We start from the raw sequence: 24,421 nt of genomic DNA on the forward strand, positions 1-24,421 counted from the left end.
GATAAAAGGATAAAAAACTTTGATTCAAATCAAAGTATGAAAGATAACCTAATATAAAATTATGATTAATTGCTTACTGAAATATGTAATATGGTTATATAAAAGAAAGAGAGTCTGATTTCTCAGACCCTGCTTTTAAAAATCTATTCAAATCTCCAATCCTGATTGCAGCTTTAATTCATCCTCTTTTAATATAAGGATGTGTTTATTGCCAACACTTTTAATAATTCCATCATCCTCAAGAGCTCCAAATTTTCTACTAAGGGTTTCTCTTGCAATACCTAGATAATTGGCCATGCCTTCCCTACTTAATGGTAAAGTAATAATAGTCCCATCGGGTACTTTTTTACCATAGAGTTTCCCATATTCTAATAATAACTCACATATTCTACTATTAACATTTCTAACTCCCATACTTTTAATGGTAGACTCTAACTGTCCCATACGATTACCCAGCACTTCAATTATCTTAATGGCTATCTTAGGATACTTATGCAACAATTCTGTAAAAGAATCTTTCATCAACATACAGCTTTTTACATTCCTTAATACTTCCACAGAATAATCTGCTGTTTCATTGGTTAATAAATATTTCTCACCAAAAAAATCACCTTCCATAAATACATGTAATATTTGCTCTCTTCCTTCAGATGTATATTTAACAGCTTTGGCACTGCCTTCATTGATTATAATAAGTGCCTCTAACTTATCTCCCTCTCGAAAAATAAACTCTCCTTTTTTAAAGTCTTTATGGGTAATAAGCTTTGATACCTTTATCATATCTTCATTATCTAAGGCCGAGAAAATCGGTACTTTATGTAAACATAACCGTTCTTTACAATTACTACAGGCTATTTTGTCATTCATTAGTATCCTCCTTATAATACTACTTCAATGTTACTTATTAATTATCTCACAGATTGAAATGACCTACAAGCCTATACTATCTCTCTATATTTCTCAGCCCAAATCTTAATAGCAACCCTTACAGAACTCCCGACTTGTTTTCCTGCTGGGATATGGTAATCTCAAGATTTCCATTTCTACATCTTAGTTTATCAATTAATTCTTTTTCTTTATCCACATTCCGTAAAGTTAAGTTATAGGTTAACCTAAATAGGCTTCCCATATTGGTGGTTTTTACGCTTACCAATTCAATGCAGGTTGCATATTTTTCAAGTATTTCCTCAAATACACCGGTATAATCTAAGTCCTCCGGAATAGTTATATTCAATGTTTTATACTTACAGATATTTTTCTTGGTACCAAAATCCAACTGATTATAGACCACCACAAGGGTGCACATTAATACTGTAAAGAATATAGCAAAGGTTAAATACCCCATACCAGCAATAAGACCTGAACTCATGGAAAGAAACAGCATAGTGATTTCCTTAGCAGTACCGGGAACCGAACGGAATCGTACAAGACTAAAGGCGCCGGTTACTGCAACACCTGCACCTATATTACCATTAACCATCATAATGACAACACAGACTACGGTGGGTAAAAGTGCAAGAGTTATAATAAAACTTTTTGTATAGCGGCTACGAAACATATAGGCAAATGCCATAATAAGGCCGATAATCTGAGAACAACCGATACATAGTAAAAAATCAGTTACACTAATGACACTGATTGTATCAGTATCAAACAGACCTCGGAATATAGTAAGAAGCATTAAAAACACCTTCCTTCAATTGGGGATATATTATGGTTTCATAAGCAGTTCCATACTTAGAAAAGGAACATTTAAAAATTTTTTCTTCAGACAATACCTTGGACATCCACAGAGGAATTCCTCTAGAGCATTTTAATTCCATAAGAACCAAATCATCAGGTAGAATTAATGTTCCCCATACATCAGCTCTTAAGGATAGCTCTTCCTGACGACAAAGTATATATTCATCGAAAGTAACTCGAAAATCGTCTCCCTTAAGACTATAAAATGCTTCTCTTTCGTATGTTAGAAATACTTTTGGATGAATGTTTTGATAATAGTCCATAAAATAATCTATCTCATCAGAAATCTGGGATCTTGTACTAATGGGTTTTTTACCTGCCATCCAGTTCATTGCTTCATGTTCCGGTAATGCCAGCCGACGTTTGTATACTATAGATTTATATTTTTTCTTCAGTTCCACAAAGACAGTGCTTGTGGGGCTGGCCTTAGCGTAGCTTCTAATACGAAGCTTTTCTTTATAGACAGGCTTTTCAATAGACCGACGAATCAATCGATAATTGTCAGTATCATAATAAATATTCCTAATTGTAGTTCGTCCATACTGGTCTAGTGCCATATAGGGCTCCATTGCCTTCAAAATTCTTTCCTTTTGTTCTTGGTTGATAATATATTTTATTTCAAAACGCTCAAAAATATATTGATAAGCCATAGCTTTACCTCCTCTCCATAGCAGTAAGCTTATTGGTTAATCCTAACCTTTGCTGCACATGTAGCGGATTGGATGTTATTAAATGAAATTTTAAATAAATTGTACATACTGTCCCTTTCGAAAGGCAAGATGCGTTACCATAAATATACAATATTTTCTTTCATTTGTCAATGTTTTCCTGTCAAAATTATGGCAAAAACCAAGCTAAAAATATTTTTTTTATTTTATATCAACAAAAATCTTTTCCAAAATCTTAAACTAAGAAATAGGCTTCTCTACTATTCTCTATCCAGAAGATTCTACCTGGAGGTTCGTATGGGAAAAGCTAACAAGATCTTTTATGGCTGGTGGATTGTTATAGGATCAATTTTAGTAATTGCTACGATAGTTCCCAGTGTTATGGCCTTAGCAAACAAATTTCTTATACCGGTTACCACTGATATGGGGATTAAAAGAAGCACTTTTTCTATAGGAAATGCTATTATACAGGCAATGGGAATAATTCTATCCCCCTTAGTAACTAAAAAATTGGCTACGGGAAATTTAAAGAAAATACAAAGCAGTAGTGTCCTCATCTATTGTTTAGTTTATACCACATATTCATTAGCAAAAAAACCAATTCATCTTTATATTACTTCTTTTGTATTGGGAATAGCATTTTTATGTGCTACTATAATACCTATCAGTATCATGATAACAAATTGGTTTGATGAAAAACGGGGCTTGGCTATGAGTCTTGGATTATCAGGAGTAGGAATTGGAGGTTTTATTTTAAGTCCTTTGCTTACTATCTGGTTAGATAGATATGGCTGGAGAAAAACATATTTGATTTACGCAGTTATTATGCTTGTAATATCTCTTCCAGTAAGTTTATTTATATTTGAGAAATCACCTGAGGAAAAAGGTTTAAAAGCTTTAGGTACAGAAGCAGTCAATAAATTAGAAAATGGTCCTATAGGTGACTTTGAATTTAGTATTTCAATAAATAAATCATTCACTAAACCTTTTTTCATTTTACTTGTATTAGGTATGATAATTAATGGACTTATTAATACTGGAGCCTTAGGACAGTTTCCCCCAGCCTTGGAAGGATTACACGGTTCTACAGTAGCCGCTACAATTATATCCTTATACTCCATTGTTGGGATATTTGGCAAATTGATACTTGGTTGGATAAACGATAAGTAAATTATGGACAAGTATACGGCTATATAAGTAGTGCAACCCAGTTGGGACTTACATTTGGTTCAATCTTAGTGGCTGGAATATACGATATTACAAGTTCATATATACCTGCCTGGATACTTATGATAATACTCACAATAGGAGTTATTGTATTTTGGATAATATCAATTAAGGTCTCTTCAAAGTATAGAAAGTTCTAAAACTGATAATTCATTTATTTATTAAGAATAAAGACAAAAACCGCCACATAGATAATATATATGTGGCGATTTTTTCTATATTAATTTAATTATTTGGTTTTATTCCATAATACCTTGCTATATCTAATTTTCTGCTACTTGAAATTATATTCAGTTACAATACTTTCTCTTCCACTGACTATATCATTATAGTACTCATATAAGCAAACTCCTAAAAAACTTCCGGTTATATTATAAACCTTATCATAGCCCATATGTTGCAGAGCTAAGACAGCATTATAACTGCGCTGCCCGGTTCTACAATGCAAATATATCGGCTTATCTTTTGGAATTTCGTCAATTCTATTTCTAAGCTGGCTTAAGGGAATATTGATTGCACCTTTTATATGGCCTTTTTCAAATTCATGCACTTCCCTAACATCAATAATAATATTATTATTTTCAACAAGTTCTCTAACCTTGTCTACATTCACTTGCTTATAATCCCCATTTAATAAATTGGAGCCTATATATCCTGCATAATTTACTATATCCTTTGCTGTTGAAAATGGCGGTGCATAACTAAGTTCCAAATCCTTTAAATCATAAACTGTACCGGCAAACTTAATTGCAGTTGCAATAATATCGATACGTTTAGTAACATCCCCTTTGCCGATTGCTTGGGCCCCTAAAATTCTACCGGTAGGCACTTCAAACAGCAATTTAAAATGCATAGGGGCAGCATCAGGCATAAGTCCTACCTTATCGGATAAAATTAATCTGACAATATCATAATTAATGTTCATATTAAGATCCTTAATTAAGGATTCATTTAATCCCGTTGTAGCTCCGTTGTAATCGAATACTTTTATGGCTGTTGAACCAATATACCCTTTGTTAACTGTAGTTTTGTTATTAATATGATCAGCCACTGCTCTTGCTTGTTTTAATGCAGGACCGGCTAAGGATAGTTTCGTCATGGTATGAGTTAAGGCATTATATACTTCTATTGCATCTCCGATTGCATAAATGTCTGTATCATCGGTAAGGTAATTTTTATCAACCTTAATGGCCCCGGTTTTTCCTATCTTAAGACCGGACTCCTTTGCTAGGTTTATTTCTGGTGATACACCTACTGCCATTACCACAGCCCCGGCCCTTATAGTTTTTCCGGAAGCCAATATCACCTTATCTTCTTCAAACTTTTCTACTTTATCCCCTAAAATTAGATTAACCTTATTATCTAACATTACTTTATGGAAAATCTGTACCATATCATAATCATATGGTCTTAATATCTGATTGCTTGCTTCAATAAGTGTTACATTATAACCTCCAAGCCTTAAATTCTCAGCCACTTCAACTCCAATAAAGCCACCACCTATAACTGCAACATCCTTAGTCTTCATATTTTTTATAAATTTATTTAGATTATCAATGTCAACAACATTTCTCACAGTGAATATATTAACTTTTTCCATACCCGGCAGTTTAGGAGCAATAGGTCTAGCTCCCGGTGATAAAATCAATTTATCATAGCTTTCTGTATACTCTTCATCAGTATCAGTTTTTCTTACGGTTACAGTCTTATCATCTCTATTAATAGCAATTACCTCACTGTTAATTCTTGCCTCTATATTATACTGCTTTAAAAACAGTTCCGGTTTCATTAATACCAAATTATCTGCTTCTTTAACAATACCACTTAAATGATAAGGAAGGGAACAGTTTGAAAATGAAATGTGGGGTCCCCTTTCAAACATAATAATTTGATCATCTTCGTTATTTCTCCTAAGCCTGGCAGCCGCAGATGCTCCGCCGGCAACCCCTCCAACAATTAATATTTTTCTTCCCATAAATACTCCTCCTTAGTCTATTATTTTCTTGCTAGTTAATCATCATCTTACTTGTTTTTTTATTATAGAATAATCTATACTTTTATAAGTGACCATGTCACATTATATATAATAATAACATATTATCAATAAGATTAATCAATAAGACTATTTTATATCAATATCTATTTCTACTTGATTTTCAACGGCTTTTACATACCTATTATAAACAGATGATTTATTGATTTTTTCATACTCATTTTCTAAATTTATTTTATCTATTAAAATATTTGTATTGATTCCTGAAGCTGTATAAGATTTATCTGTAAGATTTTCTCTTGTGCAAAATATATAATAATTACCTACACTTGGAAGGTAATCATTTTTTATAAGGATGTACCTTGAACCATCCTCTGAAATCCCACCTTCTTTATTTAAATTTATTGTAGAATCAAGAGCTATTTCTCCTTTAATATTTTTTACTACTCTTATTTTATAACGGGTATAAGGAATAGAGGACATATAATATGTATCTATAAGTCCCTCTACATATCCTACAAAAACATTAGTTGATATAGCAACAAGCTCTTCAGGTATATTCATATTAATCATATATGAGGGATTTATATATGTGGTTTTTAATTTAGAGCTATCATTAATTTTTTTATACCCTACAAAAAATATAATTATAATGATAAAAGCAAAGTAATATAATAACTGCTTTATCATTTTTATTTTTTCATTTTTTCTCCTTATCCCATGGAAATCACCTTCATTTATCTATTTTGATCGTATGTAAATATATGTCATTAGTAATTGTATATTATTTGCAATCAAAAAACAAGTAGATATTACATATTCTTCTATAAACTGCAATATTTTTCTATCACAAAAGCCGTCCATTACGATTTTATCGAATGGACGGCTTTTTAAGTATGGAATTATTTATCTAAATAATTAGTTATTGTATTTTTTCAAGGCTTCTTCCGCCTCATAATCTGTATCCAAATAGATAAACTTATATAATTCCATAATATTTTTTTCTAAATCCAATACCAAGGGGTATTTTACACCATTATATTTTTTTGGGGCTTCAAATAAACCATCAACCGGTATTCTAAAGTTATTCATGGTTGTAATTTTATTTTCGATAACAGTTTCTAAAATCTTTTCAATTTGTCCTTTCTCTAAATTAGTGTTTACATATCCCAAACACTCCTTCATAATAGGTAGTAATTTAAAAATACTTTGGGATTTATATTTTTCAAATACCGCATTTAACACTCGACGTTGACGTAAAGTTCTTCCATAATCATCATTAGCTCCCCCAAGAGTCTTTACCTTGCGGATTCTACAATAACCTAATGCCTGATTACCATTTAATTGATTAATTCCCGGTACAACATTTCGGTATATTGGGTTTGATATATAATTTTTTTTATTTAAATATTCTGCTTCTTCTTTACCTAGTTCTATTGTTATTCCTCCGAGCCTATCAATAATATACTCAAATGATTCAAAGTTAACAGAGGCATAACCATCTATATGTATTTTAAAAGTACTCTCTAATATATTTACTAAGTACTCTGGGCCTCCTTCAGAATAAAAAGCATTTAATTTTTTCTTACCCAGTGATTCTATATATATATCTCTAAGAAAGGACGTAAGTTTAATAGTACGATCTTTTGTGTTTATAGAGACAAGTATCATGGTATCGGTGTTTTTTGCATTACCAAATTCTTCAATGCCAATTACCAAATAGTTATTCACATATGATTCATGTCTGTATTTATAATCAGTATTATCATTATCAATACCATTTTCTATAGTATCTTCACCATCGGTTGTTTGATTTTGATTCTCAGTCGATTCCTGCATGGAATTACTTTCTTTATTTACCGAATCATAGATATAATTACTGGCAGCTTTATAAAATACCTTTCGCCCACTTTCAGTTACAATTAACAATATTAGGCATGCCAATACTGCAATTAATCCAACTGCAGTTATCAACAAAATTCTCATTTTATTATTGACTTTTGGGCTGATATTGTCATCGGTTTTGTTTAGAACCTCATTAACCTGCTCCGATAAAGAGTTAGATAGTTCATCTTCTAAATATTCTAACTCTACATTGTATAAGTCAGTACTATCAACTGGTATTACAGGAAGTTGCTCGGTATCATTTAATATGTTCATCTGTATTCCACCCTACATATGATATTCTTTTACATTATTTAATTTACCCTCCCATAATTATACTGCTGTTTCAAAAAAACCACAATCCCCCAAGTTAAAATAGTACCTTTTTCCTCATCATGTATTTTTCACAATATAATTTTATCTTATCCTCTTAGTCGAATTTCCCACAATTAAATCTGCTGTAAAAATCTTTCCTTCCTTATAGGAGCTATCTTCAATTGTCTCAAAAAGAATTCGAATAGTTTCTTCTGCCATTTCTATGGTCGGCTGACGTATAGTTGTAATGGAAGGATGATAGTAAAATGTAATATCAATACCATCATATCCGGCAATAGAATAATCCTCTGGTATCCTTTTTCCCTTTTCAAAAATAGCCTTACATGCACCAACCGCTATACTATCAGAAATTGCAAAAACAGCTGTAAATTCAACATCTGATTCTAGAAGTTTTTTGGCTGCTTCATAACCATATTTCATGGAAAATGAATCGAGACTTTCATCGTCATTATAAAGTATTCGCCTGCTATCAATGGAAAGTTGATTATCTTTTAAGGCTTTTTTATAACCTTCCAATCGCAATTTACCAATACTCTCTTCCGAGGGAGGTGTAGTAATTATAGCAATTTTCTTATGACCTAGCTTGCAAAGATAATCCACCATACGATAACTTTCTTGGACGTCATCTACCATAACATAGGAGCAGTTTTTTTATCCATAACTTCCGAAATTCCTCCTGTACTAAGGACAAAAGGTACTTTCATCTGATTTAACTTTTCTACCGAATGAGAAAAATAATACCTTTAAGTCTTTTCTCCTTCTCAAGTTCTAAAGCTACATCTACTTCATCCTCTTGTTCTTCGACACGGTGTAATAGAAAGGAATATTTTTTCTTATGAATTTCTTTTTCAAATACCTTCAACATGGAATTAAAGAAAGGATTCGTAATACCTTTTATCAAAACTGCAATTGTATTGGATTCTAAACGATTTAAATTCCGAGCACTGTTATTTGGTATATAGTTATGTTCTTTTATAGTCTTTAATATTAACTTCTTTGTATCTTCATTTATATCGGGATGATTATTGATAGCACGAGAAACTGTACTAACACCAACTCCACAGATTCTGGCTATATCCTTTATCGTAGTAACTTCCATTATATATCATCCTTTACCTTTCTTTAATATTTAGCTCACATTTAAATTTTTTTCTCTTATTAATTCCGGATTTCATTAGTTCACAGGATTTATTAAACACCGTCACCTTATCTTCTTTATCCGAAGCTCCTAATATATATAATAATGGATAAAAATGATCCGGTGTCGGCACTGCATGCTGTGAAGCATTACAGATTTCATTATATTTTAAAATATTATTATAATCCTTGCTCATAATATTCTCATATATAAAATCATCAAATTCATAGGCCCAATCAAATCCCTTACTTCCCATATGCCAATCGACCAATCTTAAATTATGAACTATATTCCCTGTGCCAAATATAAGAACGCCTTTTTCTCTTAAAGATTTTAATTCTTTACCTATACTATAATGTATTTCTGCAGGAGCATATCCGTCAATACTAATCTGAAATACCGGTATATCCTTGTCTGGATACATATGAACTAATACCGACCATGTTCCATGGTCAATTCCCCAAGAGTTATCATATTCAGTTTCCCTTGAAATTAGCTCTTTGGCTTCTTTAGCAATACTTGGGGAACCCGGTGAATTGTATATAATTTCATACAATTCCTTTGGAAAGCCATACATATCATATATGGTTTTAGGGGCTTTTTCGTTCATAATCTTTGTACCCTTTGTAAACCAATGGGCTGATATGGATACTATTGCTTCTGGTTTTGGTATACTTTTTGCAATTTTTCCCAGTTTCTTGAGTAATCGTTATCTTCAATGGCATTCATTGGAGATCCGTGTCCTACAAAAATCACCGGCATCTTTGACATAAAATATTTCAATCCTTTCAAATAAACTATCTTTAAATAACTAGATATCTCCAATTTACTTATAAATATGCAAACTTTGCCAAACACATAATAAAAAAAAGCCGGCTACTCAAATAAAACTTGAATAGACGGCTATTGCTTATAAGACAATTGCTATTTTTCAGAATCGGTGGTTTCAATTTTTTTAAAATAATCGTCAAGTATTTTGGCAGCTTGCCAAACAAGCTCTGAACAGGGACGCTTTTTATAATAAATCTGGTTTCTTTCCTCAGGTTCATAATTATCCTTCTTTATAGAAAGACCCAACAGTTCTCTACATACAATGGATCCGTTTTCCTTTTCAAATTCCTTGGCTAAATCCTGAATAAGCTTATAATGTTCTGATTTTGCTTTTCTATCAGAAGGATCTATATAACCATTTTTCATACCGGCAACCATAAACATTCCGGATACGGCTCCGCATACTTCTCTTAGTCTACCCATGCCGCCTCCGAAAGAAGAGGCTATTTTTAAGGCAGTTTCAGTGTCCACTCTTGTTTCATCACAAAAAGCAGCAAAAACAGCTTGTGAACAATTATAACCCTTTAGAAATAATTCTTTGGCATATTCTGAATGTGTACTCATAGGTTATCTACCTCAATTTTTCTTCAAGTATTTTAGCCACAGCCTCAAACCAATCACCATCAAAAAGTTCAATCATACCTTTATCAGCTGCAGCTGCAATCTTCGGATTTATCGGCAGTTTAGCAAGCACTTTTAAATCGTGCTTTTTTGCAATTTCATCAATATTACTGTTGCCAAAAATCTTATGCTCCTTACCACAATCAGGACATTGAAAATATGACATGTTTTCTACCAATCCAATAATGGGGATGTTCATCATTTCAGCCATCTTGACTGCTTTTGAAACAATCATGGATACCAACTCTTGAGGTGAGGTAACAACAATAATTCCATCAACAGCAATAGATTGAAATACAGTAAGGGGAACATCACCGGTACCCGGAGGCATATCAATAAACATAAAATCAACATCATTCCAGATAACATCTGTCCAAAACTGCTTTACTACATTGCCAATAACAGGCCCTCTCCATACAACGGGATCCGTATCATTTTCTAATAGGAGATTGATTGACATTATGTCAATACCAGTCTTACTTTTAACCGGGAACATGCCAAGTTCACTGCCCCTGGCTTTCTCCTTTATTCCAAATGCTTTTGGAATTGACGGACCTGTTATATCCCCATCAAGGATTGCAGTGTGGTAACCCAATCTATTCATGGTAACTGCAAGCATGGAGGTTACCATGGACTTGCCTACTCCTCCTTTACCACTTACAATACCAATAACTTTTTTAATCTTGCTCATTTCATGTGGTTTCTCGGAGAAATCATTTTTATTTTCCCTTCTCTCGGCACAGTCCTTGGAGCAAGTGTTACAACTTTGATTACAATTTTCACTCATAATATAAACTCCTTTATCTTAATGTCATCTTAAGTTTTCATGATTTTATACTACCTTGCTTGAAAATATGCTAACTTTTCATGTCATTAAAGTCTTCTTGTCTGTTTCTACGGCAGCCTCTTCCACAACCACTTCCTAATTCATCACAAAGGCGATATACTCCACCTTCAATTAAAAGCATTTTACCGTTAACCAAAACTTTGGCCAGCTTTCTTCTGGCTTCGCTATATATACTTTGAACGGTAGTTCTGGCAACATTCATTTGCTTTGCACATTCTTCTTGTGTGAAACCTTCTAAATCAATAAGTCGTATTGCTTCATATTCGTCAACTGTCATCTTAACATGATTTTCATCATATGTGTTTGAATCTAGGGGCCCAAATCTCTTTCTTTCAGGCAAACAACATACTCTTCTTAATTTCATAGGTCTTGGCATATACTTATCACCTCTTTTCACAACATATATAGTCGAAAAGCATTCCGGCTAACTCTAATTCTATGTAAATAACTTATCTTTAATTATGTCACCTATATTACTCTGTATTTATGACATATGTCAATACCTATTTTTATTTATAACCATTTTCTCATACATAATTGATCATAGATTTTGTGCAAAAAATATAGCCATTTTATGCTTCTTTCTTATGGATAGTATATTATTGATAAAGTTTACCTTTTTAACTAATTATTTAGGCTTTTTCATCCTATTACTTTGCATAATTTTTATGTCGAATAAAACAAAATTATGTTGACTTTAAACCCTATATTCTATGGTTTGCTATCCCATATGGAATTTCAACAATTATTTTATTCTTAAATATAGCTTCAGCACCCTATTGGTTTAAAATAGCCTACTGTTTAGGAATTTATTTTATCTGGGGTATTGTAGGAACCTTTATAAACGTACCTTATGGTGCAATGGTAAACTCCATGACATCCAATCAAATACAAAGAACAGAGCTTTCTAACGCTAGAAGTGTCGGTTCACTAGGTGCAAATGTAATTACTACTACAATTGCTCCCCTAATGTGTTCTACCTGCTATCGGTTGTATATTAATCTTTATTTGCTTCTTCTTAATTTATAATATCAGTGATGAAAAAATGAAAGAAATCAGTGCATTTGTTAATAAACAAAGTCAAGAAAACATTGATAAGAAATAATTTCTAACCTCCCACTCCTATCCCCCTTTTTCCTTAGTCCTAGAATTTTATTTCTAGGACTAAGGGATTAATATAAAAGAAAGGTGACAAAAATGAAATCAATAAAAAAAGAAGTAACACTAATCTCTGATAATACCTGGCTTATTAGTGATTATTATTTAGATAATTATTTCCTTGTAGTTGGCGAAAAGAAGGCGGTACTAATTGATACCGGTTGCGGTATTGGTAATGTTTTAGATGAAGTTAGAGAATTAACAGATTTACCTGTTGAAGTACTACTTACCCATGGACATTTAGATCATTGTGGCGGAATGTTTACTATAGATAGTTGCTATATGCATCCCGATGATTAAAGTATTGCCAGAGAGCATTTTAATAAAACAGATATGATAAAATGGTACATTGAAACCCGTGTACCTGTTCGTTTTCCCGGCGAAGGTCATGTAGAAGCACTTACCGCTATGGTTTCCGATGAAGATTATCCCTTTTTCCAATATAAGCCCATTAAAGACGGCGATACATGGGACCTAGGTGGACGTATCATAGAAGCCCTTCATACTCCAGGTCACTCTCCGGGATCTGTTTGCTTTTTAGATAAAGCAAATCGAATTCTATATAGTGGAGATACTGTAAATATAGGAATTATTATACCTAATAAACCTGAAGGTACTGAAAAAGATCTGGCTATTTATAGAGATAGTATAGCAAAGATTTGGAATCGCCAAGAGGAGTTTGACAAACTTGCAATTGGCCACGACGGAGGATTAATAGATAAGGGAATCGTAAAGGATTACCTAGATCTTGCCACCGGTATTCTTGAAGGTTCAATTGTTGGACAATATGAAGAAGTAGGAATACGTAAAGGGGTAGTTGCAAGACTGGGTGCCGCAGAACTTTGGTACCGTTGTGATGCTTAATTTTTTACATTAAAAACCACTCTTTCTAATCATGTGATATACAACACAGGATTAGAAAGAGTTTTTTTATATCAAATAATTGCCTCCACATGATCTTTACTCAGATTTTCATAGAAAGGTTTTTCTTCATAAACTTCCCCTTTATGTAAAGTAATCACCTTATCTGCCATTTCAATAGTTGAATGTCTGTGGGATACAACAATAACTGTACATTCTTTTTTTATTTCCTGTAAAATTTCTGCTACTGCTGCTTCATTATCGGTATCCAAGGAAGCTGTAGGCTCATCCAATATCAATATGGATGGCTTTTTAATCAAGGCTCTTGCAATACCAATCCTTTGTATTTCACCACCGGATAAATTAATCCTTTCGTTAACAATACTCTCATATCCTTTGGGAAGACTTATAATCTTATCATGGATTTGCAACCTTCTACAGATATTAATAATATCTTTATCAGATACTTTTTTATCACCACATCTTATATTATCCTTAAGGCTAATATTAAAAAGTTCTACATTTTGAGAAACATATCCAATATTTCTTCTAATATCTTTTAGGCACATTTCTTTCATATTTCTGCCACTAAATATTATTTGCCCGGTAAAATTATTGTAAAATCCGGCAATAATTTTTATCAAGCTGCTTTTACCAGACCCAGATGTCCCTGTAATAGCTGTAATTGTCCTGCTTTTTATCTTCATATTTATATTTTTAAGGGCATAGGAATCCTTCTCATAAGAAAAAGAAATATTATCTAATATAATATCTCCCTCTAGTCGCCCTCCTTCTTCTTGGTCTAATTTTTCTGTCTTCATGTTAAGATATTCATATAAACGGTCAAAAATTGGTATGTTTTTTTGAATATTGGTTGCATTTTGCAATAGCCCCATAAAGGGGCCAGTAAACATCTGAAAATAAAGACCGATGGCAATAATATCCCCAACAGAGCTTTCACCTTTCATAACCGAAATACTACCAATTCCATATATAAGACTCAGAGAAATAATACGTACAATACTTGTTAGGTTGTTTACTAACATTGAAAGTGTTCCGATTTTTATATTGTCCTTATAGCATTTTTTCAGCAGTTCATTATAATGACTAATCTTCTCTTCTTCCAACATATATGATTTTAAAGTATCTATAGAATTTATAGTCTGAGTAATTGCAGTACATTCCATATCATAGTTCTTCTGCAATATCATAGATAAATTTCTAAATCTTCTACTTACTAAATAATAAATAATATAATAAATAATGAAAAATGTAAGAACAATCACAGTTATTTTTACAGATAGATAAAGCATAGCTGCTATAATCATGATAAGTAAAATAAGATTTTGTAGAAATCCTGTCATAAAACTTGACAGAAAACTAGCGGCAGCATTACCATCGTTTAATATTCTAGAAATTATATGTCCTTCATAGGTTTTATCGTAGAAGTTGATTGGAGCATGTACTATTTTTGAAAAAACTTGGTTTTTTAAATTTAATGAAATCTTTTCCTTAAGCCTTAAAAAAATCATTCCACATAAATATCCCAGTATAGGCTGCATAGTACAGACAATCACAAAAACTCCGATGCCAAGATAAAGCTTCTCCATAGAATTTCCCGGTATTACTTCATCTATACAATACTTTGAGACCATGGGACTTGCTATTTCTGAGATTGCTAGCAAAATAGAAAATATAAGTCCCATAGCTTGCAAGGGTATATAATACTTTAATATGGCAATTACCCTCTTAAAAAAAACACCCATTTTACAACCCCTTTTCCTTCAAGAACCTCATCCACTTTATCCAGTTAAAAGTAATCTTACTAACTTAATATAAGCTTATTAAGCCATTTTTCTAAAAAATCATCTATAGTAAAGGAGGTATGCTTTATAAATGCCCTGTCAAAGTCCTTCTTTATCCATGTATCATAAACAATATCCTTTACTGTAGCAGCTTGATATATATTACAGAAATGATTCCCTATACTTTTAATTATTTCATAAGCCAGACTGCATTTTTCTATTAGCAAATCTTTTTTTAACCATAATTTCAATTTATCAAAAGGTATAGCAATTATCTCCTTAGACAGCATCTTATCTATCCGTGAATTATTACTGATATAATATGCAATTGCCTCATTAAACCATTTTGGAATTAAGGGTTCATTTTTCGTACATTGATATACTCCACAATGAAACATTTCATGATTTAAAATGTCAAGCTGGCGTCTACTTTTAAAAAAGCCAGACAGTAGATGTATCTTTCCTTCTGCAGAAAATGCTTTCACCCAGTTTTCTAAGGATAGATCCTTCATAATCTGTAATGTGCTTTCCCTGTCATAAATAAAAAGCTCAGGTATTTTATCCATTGAAACGAATTCTCTTACTTGTATGAAAGAGTATCCTACTATTCTTTTAAAACTCTTATAAATTTCAGTTATATTCTTTAATATGTAATTATCATCTTTTACAGCAACACTATATATTCGGATATCCATTTTATCTATATCATTCATCCCGATACAAATACCTTTCCCAGTGTTCTTAAATTATAATAATCTCTCATCTCTTTAAACCCCATTAATTTTGCAAATTTATCTACTGCTTTAGACTCAAGTCTGGTTACGCCTATATTACCTATTAGCTCCTCAGGAATAATATTGTTGATATTTATGAAATCATAGGACATTATTTTGTGGTTCATCCTAAAGTTTCCTGTGCTTTCAAAAAATACGAAGGGCTGTAGTTTAAGAACTTCCTTCACTATCTTTATCAATCCATTTATCATAAAATATTTAATCTTAACATTTTTAGTATCACTAGTAAGGCTATATCCCATGGTCATTGCCATATCATAATTTTTTGGCATTATATTTTTTAATGTTACTTTTTTTAAGATACCTTTCTCATTATCCCTTTTCCAAAATTGAATATTATCATAATCTCCAAGAAAGAAGATAAAAGAAATTCCTCCATAAAATAATCCAGTGTCATTATCAACTGCAAGTACTGCAATATATCTATTTTCTATATTACTATTATCCATCCTAATATCCTTGATTTGATCATAATATGGCAAAAGCTCTTCTTTCTTATTTCCTATAATAAGTCTAAAAGGAAGCTGTCCCTCTTTGGTCATAGACTGCAAAATTTCCCTTATTATTCTCTCCATGTTATCAACCTTCCTAGTCATGGCAATCACCCTCTTTCCCAATTATCTATGGTCTCTCTTATTTCTTCATCTAGTAATGAGTATATATAGAGGGAGTTTTTAATAACTTCTTTATTAAAGAAACATTCTAGATTATTAATATCCCTTGTATTGTTATTTTCTGTATAAGCTGCATGATAACAAAGTCCTCCACATAAACTGGCTGCCCAACAATTACTGCAACTGTTATTCCTGTTAACAATAGAATGATTTATAACAAAATCCTCTACTCGCTTCTTATCTAACCCATTAGCAAAATTTCCAAAAGTATACTCATCTAGATTATTAAATCTATGGCACAAATAAAAATCACCTTTAGCTGATAAAGTATAACTTCCTTTGAGAGAAGAACAGGGATGATAACTTTTTAATCCTTTATGTATTTTCTTTAAGGAATTAGCGTAGTTTGTAAAAGGAATCAGTTCCTTATTTGATAGTTTCTTGAAAGTGTAGTCAGCCATTTCTCTTAATCTAATTGAAAGTGTTTCCTTTTCAGCCTCAAAGTCAAACTTATTATCCTTTGTAGATACTACGGCTATAGTAACGCTGCTAAAACCTTTTTCTATTAATTCTTCATATAATTCTATTAAATCCGTATTAAGATCTGTTATTGTAACTCTGGCTGGAACTCTCATATATTTACTGATTTCTTGGACATTTTTTATTATGGTATCATAGGAACCCTTACCATTTATGAATTTACGGGTTTTATCATGTACTTCCTTTTTACCGTCAATACTAATCATCAGTCCTATTTGCTTTTCTAATATAAAATCAATTATTTCATCTCTAAAAACAGTACCATTGGTGGTTAAAGAATATGTAAACTTAGTGGAGTATTTTTCTTCTAAATTCTCTAATAAGGAAACAGACTCCTTAATAAAGGAAAAGTTCAGCAAGGGTTCTCCCCCAAAAAAGAATATATTAACATATTCTCCATATTTCATATTTTGCAACATATATTCTACTGTTTCTATAAATAATCCTACATTCATATTTTCGCTGAATGTAAAATTATTTTCCTTATGATAACAGTAACTACATGATAAATTACAAAAGTTTGTACAAAAAACTGTAATTGAACTTAAAAAACTTTCATAAGGCATTTGTTTATTTTTAGAAGTATTACCATAAATATAATTCTTAAGCTCATTATCTTCCTTATTATTAAAAAGGAAGTCCCTGATACGACTATTATTTTCGATTAACAGGCCTGTATACCCGGAATATATATATTGATTTTTATCACTTTCAAAACTATATATTTTTGATAATTGTTCCATTTTATCCTCCTATAAAATTTTCTTATATTAAATTAATAAATACTAATTTGCAAATCTATATAATAAAGCGGTAATATAATTCATTTTAGGATTTAAGGTATGTAAATATTACAGCATTATTTATTATTTATATCTTAATTTATTATCCTAATTCATATTAAAAGCTCTTTGACCATCCCAACTTCCAACCTACATCACTAGACCCACAGAAGGGAATTTCACACTCTATAGGACAGAAATCGTTTACACTGCACGGAAAAATCATATCCGGACATGGCTGCTCATAACATTTATCACAGCTCATGATTTCATTATTCAAGCTTTCTTTAAGCGCCTTCTTATTTAATATAATAATATTTTCCATAAAAGGCCTCCTTTCAAATTGTGAACTTATATTACCGCTTTATTTACCTTATCAAATATTTTTACAACATATGGATTTGCTTTATAAACTACATTTTCTTCTTTCTTTTTAAAATCAGAAAGGATTAAACTATTGATATGAGTAAAAATTTTATTTAATTCTAGACAATATACTGATTCATTTTTTTCTGGGCTAATATTTAATGGACACCCACCACTACATAGGCTGTACCATTTGCAGAATTTGCATTTACTAATTCTGTTACTTTCATACTTGGCAGCCATCCTCCTTATCCTGCTTTTTTCCATAAAGTCTGATATTTCATTTTCCATAATATTACCCAGAGTAACATGTGTATAGTTATCACAAGGGGAAACATCTCCTTTTATGTCAATAGAAATTAGATGAATGTTCTTAATACACTCTGGTACCATCCAGCAAACACCTTGTCCATATTCTCCGGCAATAGCGGAAATTAAGGCTGAAAAATCCCTTACATCAAAGTTTACCTCTTTATCAAAATACCATTTTTCAAAAAGTGAAATATACAATTTAGACAAATTCTCTACTTTAAGAGGCATATACTCTTTATTATATTGGGGAATAATAAAATCTAGACATGCCATGTTCTTTAAAGATCTAAAGAAATTATACACTTCATCTACTTGTTCATATGTTTTGTCATTTAATACTGACAGTACCCCATATTTAATGTCATATGTATCAAGAAGTAAGATATTGCTCATTATTTTTTCAAAGGATCCCCTACCATCTGCAGTTATTCTGTAACTATCATGAACAACTTCCGGCCCATCAATTGAAATTCCTAAGTTGATTTCTATCCCATCTTTATTATGATTAGAAATAAACTTAAGAAACTCTTCATTAATCAAGGTTCCGTTAGTCTGAATGGCATATATCACTTTTTTATTGTTGAAATATTCTTTGTGTAAACTAATTATTGTATTAAAATAGTCTAAATTCTGAGTTAAGGGTTCACCACCATGTAAACAAATATGTAGTTTTTCATAAGAGCTCTTGGATAGTTTCTTAAATACTTCTGATAATATTTCTTTGCTCATGCTACCTCTTTTGATATCCATCATTTTACTATAATAGCAATAATCACATTTTAAATTACATTGATGTGTTATATTTAAAACTATCTGCAAACTTTTTAATTTCATCACAAATTCCTCCATTAGGTTTTTTGGTTTTCTATTTTAAATTTCAATTTTGATTTGTATTTTACATTATTTTACATCTAATGTAAATACCTGTTTGTTGTAAATTTTGTAAATTTTGTAAATTTTTACATTTTTATTATTTATCGTCTCAAAGATTCCTATTTCTACATAAAATAAGCTCCATATGTTTCTTATATAAACATATGGAGCTATCTAATTTAATCTTTATTCCAAACTACTCTATTTACATAATCTGTGTAAGAAATAATAATACGCAAAACTTTTTCTGAAACATTTGGAACCATATAATCTGTTACTTTTTTTATGGTATCAGTTTTTTGTCTTTCTAATATCTCTAATCCTTCCAATACCCTATCTTTATTATATCCAACCATCATTACTGCTGCCTCTTCCATAGCTTCCGGCCGTTCATGGGCTTGCCTTATGTTTAAAGCCCTAAGACCTAAAATAGAGCTTTCTTCACTAATAGTGCCACTATCACTTAATACAGCTTTTGCATTTATCTGAAGCTGCACATAATCTGTAAAGCTAAAGGGTTTTAATAATTGTATATTCTTTGAAAATTCTGTTTCTTCATTTTTTATTCTATTAAAAGTTCTTGGATGGGTACTGACTATGACCGGAAGATTATATGTCTTAGCTATAAGATTTAATAATTCAACAAATCTATAAAAATTAACATCTGAATCAATATTTTCTTCCCTATGGGAAGAAACCAAAAAGTATTGCTCTGGTTTTAGGTTGTTTTTCTCCAAAACTTTTGAAGCTAAGATTTTATCCATATTATCATGTATAACCTCATAAAGAGGACTTCCAATTTTAATAATTCTATCTGCACTAATTCCTTCGTTAATTAGATATTCTCTGGCTATACTGCTATAAGGTAAATTAATATCTGACAGATGATCTACAATCTTTCGGTTAATTTCTTCAGGAACCCTTTGATCAAAACATCTATTACCGGCTTCCATATGAAATATGGGGATATGTTTCTTCTTTGCTGCTATTGCAGATAGACAACTATTTGTATCACCTAATATTAAAAATGCATCGGGCCTAACTTCATCAAGAATTGGTTCTATTTTTAATATAATATTACCTATGGTCTCTATTGACGATCCTGTAGCTGCGTTTAAATAATAATCCGGTTTCTTCAATTGCAGATCATTAAAAAATATATCGTTTAATTCATAATCATAATTTTGTCCGGTATGAACCAGGTAGTGTTCAACAGCTGTAGTATTTTCCAGTTTCTTTATTACTGATGATAACCTGATTATTTCTGGACGGGTACCTACAACTGTCATAACCTTTATTGCCTTCATGCCTTCTCCTTTAATATGTTAATTACTTTAATATGTCAATATCCCAATTATATAATTTTTTTACCGATTCATTTATACTTTTAGCATATAAGTATCCGGTTTATTTTTATCAAAAACTTCATTACACCATATAAGTACAACTAAATCCGTATCTCCAATGTTCTCTATACTATGGGCATATCCAGCCGGAACATTTATCACCTCTAAAGTCTCAGATGACAACTGATATTCTAAAAGCCGACCTGATATTATATGTTTTAGGCGAATTACTCCTCTTCCGCTTACCACTAGGAATTTTTCCAGCTTTGTATGATGATAGTGATTTCCTTTTGTAATTCCAGGCTTTATAACATTTACAGATATTTGCCCATTATTATTAGATTTTAAAAACTCTGTAAATGATCCCCTGTCATCACAATGCATTGTAAGCCTATAGCTTAATCTATCCTCCGGTAAATAACTAAGATAAGTACTATATAACTTCTTGGTAAACTCATCTGATAAGTCCGGTATATAGCCCTTTAGGTTGAATTCATAAAAGCTATATAATAAATCGGCTATCTTTTTTAATGAAACTTGATAGATTGGTTCCACTTCATAATAATTTTTATCCGTATTAGTAGATTGTAGCAAGCTTATTAATTCATCAATAAGATCATCTATATATACTAGATTTAGTATTTTTTCAGGTTCATCTATGGTAATGGGAAGCTTTCTAGCAATATTGTGACAGAAGGTTGCAACTACACTATTATAATTAGGTTTACACCACTTACCAAAAACATTGGGAAGTCGATAAATAAAAATCTTTGCCCTGTTTATACCGGAGTAGGTTAGAATAAGGTTTTCTGCTGCCTTTTTGCTTTTTCCATAACTATTGTCATATGCCACTTGGATAGATGAAGCTAACATAAGGGGACATCCTTCATTATATTTACTTAAAAGATTTATTAGCTTTACAGTAAATCCATAATTTCCTTTCATAAAATCTTCTTCATTATCGGTTCGATTAATCCCTGCCAAATGATATACGAAATCTGCTTTTTTACAATATACTTCAAGGGTTTTACTATCTGTATCTTTATCACATTCAAATATAAGAATGTCTTTTTCTTCTTTCAATCTCCTTATTAGATTCTTTCCGATAAAGCCCTTAGAACCGGTGACTAATATTTTCATCCTGACCACCCAGCCAATTCTTTTTGAATATAATCAATACTTAATAACTTTTCTTTTATTTCCTCAATAGTAAGCCTTCTTGTATTGTTGGAGTTATATTCCTTTTCTACAGAGAGTTTCTGATCTCCTTGGGTAAAATATTTTTCATAATATAAATCTCTTGTATCTGCAGGTATCCGGTAAAAATTCCCCTTATCTTCAGCCACATAATACTCTTCTTTAGTCATAAGGGTTTCATATAATTTTTCACCATGTCTGGTTCCTATAATTTTAATATTGTTATCTACCCCAAATAATTCTAACAGGGCTTTTGCCAAATCAATAATTGTACAGGCCGGTGATTTCATTACCATAATGTCGCCGCTTTGACCATGTTCAAAAGCATATTCCACAAGTCCCACAGCTTCCTCAAGGGTCATTAGAAATCTTGTCATATTGGGATTTGTTACAGTAAGTGGTTTTCCTTGCTTTATTTGCTCTACAAAAAGCGGTATAACAGATCCTCTTGAAGCACAGACATTCCCGTACCTGGTACCGCATATAGTAGTTTTATCCGGTTCTACTGTCTTTGACTTTGCTATAAAGACTTTTTCCATCATAGCCTTAGAAATGCCCATGGCATTTATGGGATAGGCGGCCTTATCGGTAGATAAGCATATTATTTTCTTAACTTGAAAAGATATTGCCACAGTAAGGACATTATCTGTACCAAGGATATTAGTTTTTACTGCCTCAAGGGGAAAGAACTCACAAGAGGGAACTTGTTTTAGGGCTGCTGCATGAAAGATATAATCCACACCGTACATGGCGTTATTAATAGATGAAATATCTCTTACATCCCCAATATAAAACTTAATCTTTTCGTTGTTATAATATTTGCGCATATCATCTTGTTTTTTTTCATCTCTGGAAAAGATCCTGATTTCTCCTATGTCTGTATTTAAAAACTTCTTTAGGATGGCATTGCCAAAAGAGCCTGTGCCCCCGGTAATAAGTAATGTTTTATTTTTATACATACATGACCCCTCAAAAATTTTTAAATAATGATTTTTCATACTTATTTAATGATAACTTCCATAATAATAAGATATAAAAAATCACAATAAATGTTCCTTTTATAAGAAAGGTCTTTAATGAATATGAGGTAAATTGATTGATTACCAAACCTATACCTAAGGTAATTAACATAGGAGGAGACATTTTTATATAGCAATCTTTAATAAAAGAAAATATATTGATATTAAGTACTCTACGGTAGATTATATTCATAATGATAAGCCTGATAAAATATATAAGGCAAATTGAGATAGCTGCACCTAAGGCCCCATAATAGCCAGATAATATACTTGAAAAAATTATGTTTAAACCTGCTACTATTACATAGACATAAGCTTGAACTTTAACCTGATTCATTGCAATTATGGTAATACTGGCTATTTGCTGAGGCACTCTAAATACACCGGGTAACATTATAAGTAAGGCACAATAATAGGATAATTCAAAATCCTTGCCCATCCATAGATAAATAAATTCTTTACCTACTATGGTAAAACCTATAAATATAAGCCCTATAATACTATATTGGATGCGTCCTACCTTAATCATAAGTGGAAGTACATGCTCACCGTCTTTTTTATTTGCCAGTATTTTAGAGACTTTAGGTAAGAACATGCCATTTATTGCACCGGATATAATATAAGCATAAGCTTCAAGGGTACTGGCAATCCCAAAAATGGCAATCTGGGATGAACCGGATACAGCACCAAGAATCGATGGTGTAACATTAAATATAAAGCGATTAGCAATAGTGGACACTGTTGTCCATAAGGAAAAAGCAAATACTTCTTTTAAAAGCCTTATGTCCCAATACTTAAAATTTACCTTTACAGGAAGAAGCTTGTGTATATAAAGCAGCTTAATAACTATAATTAATATGCCGGCAAAAGCATTTACCAGTACCAAAGCATATAATTTATATCCCAGTAATAAGGCAATAGCCATTAAGGCTAAAACTAAAAGCTTATTAACTAAATCACATAATTTTAAAGTTTTAAATTTCTCATAAGATGTTAATATGCCATTGAGGGTTATAAAAGGTAATGAAACTATGCTAAAGGTGGAAATAATCAAATAAATAATCTTAAATTTTTCTACTTCAGCAGGGGTTAATTCAGAATAAATTGTAGGTATAAAAAAATACAAAGCAATTAGTATCACAAGTATTACTAAATCTATTAGAATAAATATTTTATAAATTAAGCCAAGAAAATCATTTACCTTCTCCTGATTACCTTCGGCATTATATTTGCTTATAAATCTTGAAACAGCTTCACTTATGCCAAAGTCAATAAGAAATATGCTTATTAGGGATGTGGCTAATGTATATAATCCATAGTCATTTACTCCAATTTGCTTTATCATCCATGGAGTATACAGTAGGCCTGATAACAAACTTACCCCAATGGCCAGGTAAGATATAATAGCTCCTTTTTTTATTTGATTTATACTATCATCATTTCTAGCTTTCAAATTTATCCCCCTA

At 31.6% G+C, this 24,421-nt stretch carries 24 protein-coding genes and 1 pseudogene; 3 read left to right on the forward strand and 22 right to left on the reverse strand.

Annotated features, from left to right (window positions below; genetic code table 11):
- Window positions 1-147: 147 nt before the first annotated feature.
- The 3 genes from SD1D_RS06300 to SD1D_RS06310 all read right to left on the reverse strand — a co-directional run bounded on the left by SD1D_RS06300 (window position 148) and on the right by SD1D_RS06310 (window position 2,393).
- Window positions 148-867 (reverse strand): Crp/Fnr family transcriptional regulator, encoded by a 720-nt coding sequence (locus tag SD1D_RS06300; protein ID WP_058258153.1) that lies wholly within the window; start codon window positions 865-867, stop codon window positions 148-150.
- A 118-nt stretch (window positions 868-985) separates the two neighbouring features.
- Window positions 986-1,681, reverse strand: a complete 696-nt coding sequence (locus SD1D_RS06305; protein WP_058258154.1) for a DUF4956 domain-containing protein — start codon at window positions 1,679-1,681, stop codon at window positions 986-988.
- A complete protein-coding gene (locus SD1D_RS06310; protein WP_058258155.1) occupies window positions 1,650-2,393 on the reverse strand; it encodes a polyphosphate polymerase domain-containing protein in 744 nt (247 codons plus the stop codon). The genes SD1D_RS06305 and SD1D_RS06310 overlap by 32 nt, the downstream gene beginning before the upstream one ends.
- 315 nt (window positions 2,394-2,708) lie before the next feature.
- On the opposite strand from SD1D_RS06310, the gene SD1D_RS06315 reads away from it, so the two are divergent.
- The gene (locus tag SD1D_RS06315) at window positions 2,709-3,581 is read left to right on the forward strand and encodes an MFS transporter (protein WP_058258156.1); all 873 of its coding nucleotides are present in this window, start codon (window positions 2,709-2,711) and stop codon (window positions 3,579-3,581) included.
- 331 nt (window positions 3,582-3,912) lie between these two features.
- Here SD1D_RS06315 and SD1D_RS06320 read toward each other — a convergent pair whose 3' ends face one another.
- The 9 genes from SD1D_RS06320 to SD1D_RS06355 form a co-directional block, all read right to left on the reverse strand.
- Complete coding sequence (locus SD1D_RS06320) at window positions 3,913-5,613, reverse strand: FAD-dependent oxidoreductase (RefSeq protein WP_058258157.1); 1,701 nt, start codon at window positions 5,611-5,613, stop codon at window positions 3,913-3,915.
- A 147-nt stretch (window positions 5,614-5,760) separates the two neighbouring features.
- Window positions 5,761-6,195 carry a hypothetical protein gene (locus SD1D_RS06325; RefSeq protein WP_157893104.1) on the reverse strand — a complete coding sequence of 145 codons (435 nt, stop codon included), beginning with the start codon at window positions 6,193-6,195 and terminating at the stop codon, window positions 5,761-5,763.
- 354 nt (window positions 6,196-6,549) lie between these two features.
- Window positions 6,550-7,791, reverse strand: a complete 1,242-nt coding sequence (locus SD1D_RS06330) for an LCP family protein (protein ID WP_058258159.1) — start codon at window positions 7,789-7,791, stop codon at window positions 6,550-6,552.
- A 141-nt stretch (window positions 7,792-7,932) separates the two neighbouring features.
- Complete coding sequence (locus tag SD1D_RS12655) at window positions 7,933-8,484, reverse strand: LacI family DNA-binding transcriptional regulator (RefSeq protein WP_330398573.1); 552 nt, start codon at window positions 8,482-8,484, stop codon at window positions 7,933-7,935.
- 85 nt (window positions 8,485-8,569) lie between these two features.
- Window positions 8,570-8,950 (reverse strand): LacI family DNA-binding transcriptional regulator, encoded by a 381-nt coding sequence (locus tag SD1D_RS12660; protein ID WP_330398574.1) that lies wholly within the window; start codon window positions 8,948-8,950, stop codon window positions 8,570-8,572.
- 13 nt (window positions 8,951-8,963) lie between these two features.
- Window positions 8,964-9,683, reverse strand: a complete 720-nt coding sequence (gene ygiD / locus SD1D_RS06340; RefSeq protein WP_330398657.1) for a 4,5-DOPA-extradiol-dioxygenase — start codon at window positions 9,681-9,683, stop codon at window positions 8,964-8,966.
- Between the two features lie 230 nt (window positions 9,684-9,913).
- A complete protein-coding gene (locus SD1D_RS06345; RefSeq protein WP_058258160.1) occupies window positions 9,914-10,384 on the reverse strand; it encodes a C-GCAxxG-C-C family protein in 471 nt (156 codons plus the stop codon).
- Between the two features lie 7 nt (window positions 10,385-10,391).
- A complete protein-coding gene (locus tag SD1D_RS06350) occupies window positions 10,392-11,228 on the reverse strand; it encodes an Mrp/NBP35 family ATP-binding protein (RefSeq protein ID WP_058258161.1) in 837 nt (278 codons plus the stop codon).
- 70 nt (window positions 11,229-11,298) lie between these two features.
- Window positions 11,299-11,664 carry a DUF134 domain-containing protein gene (locus tag SD1D_RS06355; RefSeq protein WP_058258162.1) on the reverse strand — a complete coding sequence of 122 codons (366 nt, stop codon included), beginning with the start codon at window positions 11,662-11,664 and terminating at the stop codon, window positions 11,299-11,301.
- 332 nt (window positions 11,665-11,996) lie between these two features.
- Here SD1D_RS06355 and SD1D_RS12815 point away from each other — a divergent pair, with 332 nt between their 5' ends.
- A complete protein-coding gene (locus SD1D_RS12815) occupies window positions 11,997-12,317 on the forward strand; it encodes an MFS transporter (RefSeq protein WP_408606749.1) in 321 nt (106 codons plus the stop codon).
- A gap of 168 nt (window positions 12,318-12,485) precedes the next feature.
- Window positions 12,486-13,310, forward strand: a pseudogene (locus SD1D_RS12665) (MBL fold metallo-hydrolase).
- A gap of 71 nt (window positions 13,311-13,381) precedes the next feature.
- Here SD1D_RS12665 and SD1D_RS06375 read toward each other — a convergent pair.
- From SD1D_RS06375 to SD1D_RS06420, 10 genes are all read right to left on the reverse strand, one after another.
- Window positions 13,382-15,073, reverse strand: a complete 1,692-nt coding sequence (locus SD1D_RS06375; protein ID WP_058258165.1) for a peptidase domain-containing ABC transporter — start codon at window positions 15,071-15,073, stop codon at window positions 13,382-13,384.
- Window positions 15,074-15,132: 59 nt separating this feature from the next.
- Window positions 15,133-15,825, reverse strand: coding sequence for a hypothetical protein (locus SD1D_RS06380; protein ID WP_058258166.1), 693 nt, complete (start codon window positions 15,823-15,825; stop codon window positions 15,133-15,135).
- On the reverse strand, window positions 15,822-16,481 hold the full coding sequence (locus SD1D_RS06385) for a hypothetical protein (protein ID WP_157893105.1): 660 nt from the start codon (window positions 16,479-16,481) through the stop codon (window positions 15,822-15,824). Before SD1D_RS06385 ends, SD1D_RS06380 begins: the two co-directional genes overlap by 4 nt.
- Window positions 16,482-16,507: 26 nt before the next feature.
- Window positions 16,508-17,803, reverse strand: a complete 1,296-nt coding sequence (locus tag SD1D_RS06390; protein ID WP_058258168.1) for a radical SAM/SPASM domain-containing protein — start codon at window positions 17,801-17,803, stop codon at window positions 16,508-16,510.
- 157 nt (window positions 17,804-17,960) lie between these two features.
- A complete protein-coding gene (locus SD1D_RS06395) occupies window positions 17,961-18,167 on the reverse strand; it encodes a hypothetical protein (protein ID WP_058258169.1) in 207 nt (68 codons plus the stop codon).
- A gap of 26 nt (window positions 18,168-18,193) precedes the next feature.
- Window positions 18,194-19,354: a radical SAM/SPASM domain-containing protein gene (locus tag SD1D_RS06400; RefSeq protein WP_058258170.1), complete on the reverse strand. Its 1,161-nt coding sequence runs from the start codon at window positions 19,352-19,354 to the stop codon at window positions 18,194-18,196.
- A 218-nt stretch (window positions 19,355-19,572) separates the two neighbouring features.
- Window positions 19,573-20,700 carry a non-hydrolyzing UDP-N-acetylglucosamine 2-epimerase gene (gene wecB / locus SD1D_RS06405; protein WP_058258171.1) on the reverse strand — a complete coding sequence of 376 codons (1,128 nt, stop codon included), beginning with the start codon at window positions 20,698-20,700 and terminating at the stop codon, window positions 19,573-19,575.
- 72 nt (window positions 20,701-20,772) lie between these two features.
- The gene (locus SD1D_RS06410) at window positions 20,773-21,879 is read right to left on the reverse strand and encodes a polysaccharide biosynthesis C-terminal domain-containing protein (protein ID WP_058258172.1); all 1,107 of its coding nucleotides are present in this window, start codon (window positions 21,877-21,879) and stop codon (window positions 20,773-20,775) included.
- Window positions 21,876-22,895, reverse strand: a complete 1,020-nt coding sequence (locus SD1D_RS06415; protein WP_058259219.1) for a polysaccharide biosynthesis protein — start codon at window positions 22,893-22,895, stop codon at window positions 21,876-21,878. Before SD1D_RS06415 ends, SD1D_RS06410 begins: the two co-directional genes overlap by 4 nt.
- Before the next feature lie 10 nt (window positions 22,896-22,905).
- Complete coding sequence (locus tag SD1D_RS06420) at window positions 22,906-24,408, reverse strand: oligosaccharide flippase family protein (RefSeq protein ID WP_058258173.1); 1,503 nt, start codon at window positions 24,406-24,408, stop codon at window positions 22,906-22,908.
- Window positions 24,409-24,421: the final 13 nt, after the last annotated feature.

Source organism: Herbinix luporum (genome assembly GCF_900070325.1).
GTDB lineage: Bacteria > Bacillota > Clostridia > Lachnospirales > Lachnospiraceae > Mobilitalea > Mobilitalea luporum.